The 3,840-nt window shown below is 73.1% G+C and carries 7 protein-coding genes; 4 read left to right on the top strand and 3 right to left on the bottom strand.

Going from position 1 to position 3,840, the window contains the following annotated elements:
- A partial coding sequence (locus tag ETD96_RS45530) for a hypothetical protein (RefSeq protein WP_205719739.1) occupies positions 1-336 on the top strand: 336 nt, incomplete at its 5' end.
- Positions 337-374: 38 nt separating this feature from the next.
- Here ETD96_RS45530 and ETD96_RS42390 read toward each other — a convergent pair.
- On the bottom strand, positions 375-1,214 hold the full coding sequence (locus ETD96_RS42390; protein WP_240808621.1) for a glutamate ABC transporter substrate-binding protein: 840 nt from the start codon (positions 1,212-1,214) through the stop codon (positions 375-377).
- 197 nt (positions 1,215-1,411) lie between these two features.
- Here ETD96_RS42390 and ETD96_RS42385 point away from each other — a divergent pair, with 197 nt between their 5' ends.
- Positions 1,412-1,831, top strand: coding sequence for a MarR family winged helix-turn-helix transcriptional regulator (locus ETD96_RS42385; RefSeq protein WP_138642119.1), 420 nt, complete (start codon positions 1,412-1,414; stop codon positions 1,829-1,831).
- On the opposite strand, the gene ETD96_RS42380 is transcribed toward ETD96_RS42385, so the two are convergent.
- Together ETD96_RS42380 and ETD96_RS42375 are read right to left on the bottom strand one after the other, a co-directional pair.
- Positions 1,828-2,061 (bottom strand): DUF3040 domain-containing protein, encoded by a 234-nt coding sequence (locus ETD96_RS42380; RefSeq protein ID WP_138642118.1) that lies wholly within the window; start codon positions 2,059-2,061, stop codon positions 1,828-1,830. The two genes, ETD96_RS42385 and ETD96_RS42380, sit on opposite strands and share 4 nt — an antisense overlap.
- A 96-nt stretch (positions 2,062-2,157) precedes the next feature.
- A complete protein-coding gene (locus ETD96_RS42375) occupies positions 2,158-2,856 on the bottom strand; it encodes a helix-turn-helix transcriptional regulator (RefSeq protein ID WP_171069507.1) in 699 nt (232 codons plus the stop codon).
- A 134-nt stretch (positions 2,857-2,990) separates the two neighbouring features.
- Here ETD96_RS42375 and ETD96_RS42370 point away from each other — a divergent pair, with 134 nt between their 5' ends.
- Complete coding sequence (locus tag ETD96_RS42370; protein WP_138642117.1) at positions 2,991-3,530, top strand: DUF2231 domain-containing protein; 540 nt, start codon at positions 2,991-2,993, stop codon at positions 3,528-3,530.
- Positions 3,527-3,840, top strand: a 314-nt coding sequence (locus ETD96_RS42365; RefSeq protein ID WP_138642116.1) for a hypothetical protein, incomplete at its 3' end; no start/stop codon positions are given. The genes ETD96_RS42370 and ETD96_RS42365, both read left to right, overlap by 4 nt.

Genomic DNA, 3,840 nt, shown 5'->3' with positions numbered 1-3,840 from the left:
CCACCGGCCGCCGCACCGGCCGGAACGCCCTCCGAGCCGCCCTCCGGCAGCCCGCCGCGGGAGCGTGTCCCGCCCGGCCTCCTCATCGACGAGGCGCTGGTCAGGCTGCGCGCGTCGGTGGACCAGGGCGTCGCGGCCGGCGACGTCCGCGACGACGTCGGCCTCGACCTGGCCAACGTGATCGACGCCATGCTGGAGCGCCGCCACTCCCCGCTCGACCGCCGCCGCGCGGACGTCGCCGCCCTCCGGCGGAAGATCTCCACCCGCGCCCGCGAGGGCGCCATCGCCGGCGGCCGCGCCGCGCGGCTGCACGGCATCCTGGCCGCCGCCGGCTAGACCCCGCCGGTCAGACGCAGCCGGTCAGACGCAGCCGGCTAGACGCAGCCCTCGAACTGCGGCACCTCGATGATCGACAGGTCGAGGCCGGTGCCGCCGAACCACTTCTCCGCCAGCCGCTCCGCCGTGCCGTCCTGGTACATCCGGGTGATGACCCGGTTGAGCGCCTCGCAGCCGTCGGTGTCGCCCTGGCGGATCCCGATGCCGGTGTTCTGCTCGCTGATCCGGGCGTTCACCAGCCGGAAGCCGCCGCCCTCGCGGCGGATGAGCCCGGCGAGGATCACGTCGTTGGTGGTGATGGCGTCCACCGTGCGCGCCTTGATCATGCGCATGCACTCGTCGTAGCTCTTGGCGGGGACGGTCCGGGCCGTCATCCCGCTCAGCGCGCGGAGCCGCAGGATCGGGTCCGCGCCCTCGACGGCGCAGAACCGGCGCCCGCTCAGATCGCGGATGCCCTTGACCCCGCGCTCGTCCGTCCGCACGAGGACGTCCTGGTAGGACATGTAGTACGGGCCCGCGAACGCGACCCGCGTCTTGCGCTCGGGCGTCACCGACAGCGTCGCGAGGACGAGGTCGGCGCGGCCCGACGTCAGCGCCGGAAGCCGCTCGGACGCCAGCACCTGGGTGAACTCGATCTTCTTCCCGAGCCGCCGCCCGACGTACCGGGCGACGTCGATGTCGAACCCCTCGAACTCGCCGTCGGGATGCCGCAGCCCGAGCCCCGGCAGGTCCGGCCGGACGCCGACCACCAGCGTCGACTTGTCGAGCAGCGACTCGTCCGCGCCCCGCCCGCAGCCCGCGAGCAGCCCGGCGGCCAGCAGCACCGCCGCGAGCGTCCGCCCCATGCCCATCCCCCGAACCTCCAGCGAGTCGACCATTCGGGCGTTGCACTCAGAACCGGAGCAGCCCGGGAATTCGGTAGGGGCACTCTATTTCCCCCCACGGTGATCGTCACGGGTTCGGCCGAAGTGCGGCGGACGCCGCCCGGCCCGAACACGCAGAGTCCCGAACACGCAGGGTGAAGTAGCATCGGAGCACCACAGACCGGACTCTCACCTCCAGGGACGGGGTACGCGTGCAGCAGCTCAGCCAGGAGGAGTTCACGGCGCTGCTCGCCTTCCGCACCGGGCTGCGGCGCTATCTGCGCTGGAGCGAGGAGGCGGCGCGCGCCGCCGGGCTGACGCCGGCCCAGCACCAGCTGCTCCTCGCCGTCAAGGGGCACGCCGCCGCGCGCCCGCCCACCATCGGGGACCTCGCCGACTACCTGCTGCTGCGCCACCACAGCGCCGTCGAGCTGATCAACCGGGCCGAGCACGGCGGCCTCGTCGTCCGCGAGCGCGACCCGGACGACAACCGGGTGATGCGGGTGCGGCTGACCGGCGCCGCCGAGCGCGTCCTGGCCGAGCTGACCCGCGTGCACCTCGCGGAACTGCGCGACCTCGCGCCGATCCTCGACCGGCTGACCGCCGAGCTGAAGACCCTCGAAGGGGGCTAACCGGCCACCGCGGCGGTGATCGCGCCCAGCACGGCGACCGACACCACGAGCACCGCCGTCAGGATCCAGCACAGCCGCCGGTTCGGTTCGAGATCCTCCCGGCGGGGCGGCGGGTCGCCCGCCGCCAACCGGTTGAACATCGCGAACCGGGCCGCGAGCTCCCGGTCGTCTCGGCACAGTCCCATCTCGATGAGCGCGAGAACGCGGCTCTCGTGCAACGGCAGGCTCATCGCTCGCTCCTCCGGTTAGACCTTCCTGACTGGCGTAACCGGGAGAAGCAAGATCTATCGTCCGAATCAATCGCAAGCCGATACGAACCGGGCAGATTACGCGTCGCGCGGGCCGAACTCGACGCAGCAGTAGCCCTCCTGCGGGGCGAGCGCGGCCTGGACGCCGGACGCGCCGAGGCCGTCCACCACACCGGACAGAAAGGCGTGGTTCATCCCGCACACCAGGCCCGGATCGTCCGCCGCCATGGGGTGGAACGGGCAGTTGCGCAGCCTCAGCCGCTCCGGGCTCTCCCGCTCGGGCTCGAACCCGTGCCGCTCCAGGACCTCCTGCGCGCGCGTGAGAGCGCGCTCGGTGCCGAGCCGCCCGCCGCGGACGGGCCGGCGCTCCGCCTCGCCCAGCGCGCGGCCCCGCTCGCCGGCGGCCCGCAGCGCCGCGTCCGGCCCGCTCTCCCCCGGCTCCTGCCCGCGCACGGCGTCCAGCAGGATGCCCGCGAGCAGCCCGTGCTCGCGCTGCGGGATGCTGACCCGCACGTCGAGCCCGGACGGCTCGTACACCTTGGGCGCCCGGCCCACCCGCCGCACGCCGGACGGGTTGGCGTAGCGGGCGCACAGCAGCCCGGCGTCCACGAGCTTGTCGAGGTGGAAGGCGGCCAGCTTCCGGGAGATGCCGACGCTCGCCGCCGCCTCGTCCCGGGTCACCGGCGCCCTCGCCGCGCGGATGAACGCGTACATCCGGCGCCGCAGGTCGTCGCTGAGGATCGCGGCGGCCTCCAGCCCGGCGGAGTCCGAAGTCACCCCACCACCCTAACCGGCGATCACCTTAACACCCAAAAATCAGTCCAAACCAAGATGACATACCCACCGACCTCGCCACCGTTGACGCGCTCCTGCTATAACACCAATACTTGTTGGTGAAATAGGAGGTCGTCATGGACGATCCGCAGCGGCAGTCGAAACGCCCGGTGAGCGCGCTCACCGGGAGCTACGGCCACCCCCTGCACCCGGTCCTCGTGACCGTGCCGATCGGGGCGTGGGTGGGCAGCCTGGTGTTCGACGCCGCCTCGCACCTGGTCGGCGACCCGGACTTCCTGGCCAGGGGCTCGCTGTGGCTCATCGGGCTGGGCATCGCGGGGGCGCTCGCCGCCGCGGCGACCGGGTTCCTCGACCTGCTCGCCGTCCCGCCGGGGACGCGCGCCTTCCGCACCGCGCTCGTCCACATGTCCCTCAACCTCGCCGTCACCGCCGCCTACGCGGGCGGCTTCGGCTGGCGCTACGGGGACGTCACCGGAGCCGTCGCCCCGGGGCCGATCGCCCTGTCGGCGGTGTCCCTGGCGGCCCTGGCCGTGTCCGGCTTCCTGGGCGGCAGGCTCGCCTACCGCTACGGCGTCCGCGTCGCCGACGAGCAGACCCAGTCCGAGGGCTTCGCCCGCACATCCCGGCCCACCGCCGACCAAGGAGAACGACCATGAGCATCGCCGCACTCGTCACCTGGCTGATCACCGCCCTCGGCGGCTTCTACATGCTGGGCACCTGGATCGCCCGCGGCGGCGTCCGCGGCGGCACGTCCCGCCTCCCCGTCCCGGTGATCTTCGGCCACTTCCTGCTCGCGGCCGCCGGCCTGGTGGTCTGGATCATCTACCTGTTCACCGACGCGACCGCCCTCGCCTGGACGGCCTTCGGCCTGCTGCTGCCGGTGGCGCTGCTCGGCTTCGTGATGTTCTTCCGCTGGCTGTCGGTGACCCGCGCCCCGTCCGTCCGCACCGCCGGCGCCCCCGGCTC

This window comes from Actinomadura geliboluensis (assembly GCF_005889745.1).
In the GTDB taxonomy this organism is placed as follows: domain Bacteria; phylum Actinomycetota; class Actinomycetes; order Streptosporangiales; family Streptosporangiaceae; genus Spirillospora; species Spirillospora geliboluensis.
Note: the sequence above shows the minus strand (reverse complement) of the source record. Positions and strands in the feature narration are given on the sequence as shown.

Excerpts from the sequence above, each read along its gene's own strand:
- ETD96_RS42390 (WP_240808621.1), bottom strand. The coding sequence starts at position 1,214 with ATGGTCGACTCGCTGGAGGTTCGGGGGATGGGCATGGGGCGGACGCTC.
- ETD96_RS42380 (WP_138642118.1), bottom strand. The coding sequence starts at position 2,061 with ATGAGCCTGCCGTTGCACGAGAGCCGCGTTCTCGCGCTCATCGAGATG.
- ETD96_RS42370 (WP_138642117.1), top strand. The coding sequence starts at position 2,991 with ATGGACGATCCGCAGCGGCAGTCGAAACGCCCGGTGAGCGCGCTCACC.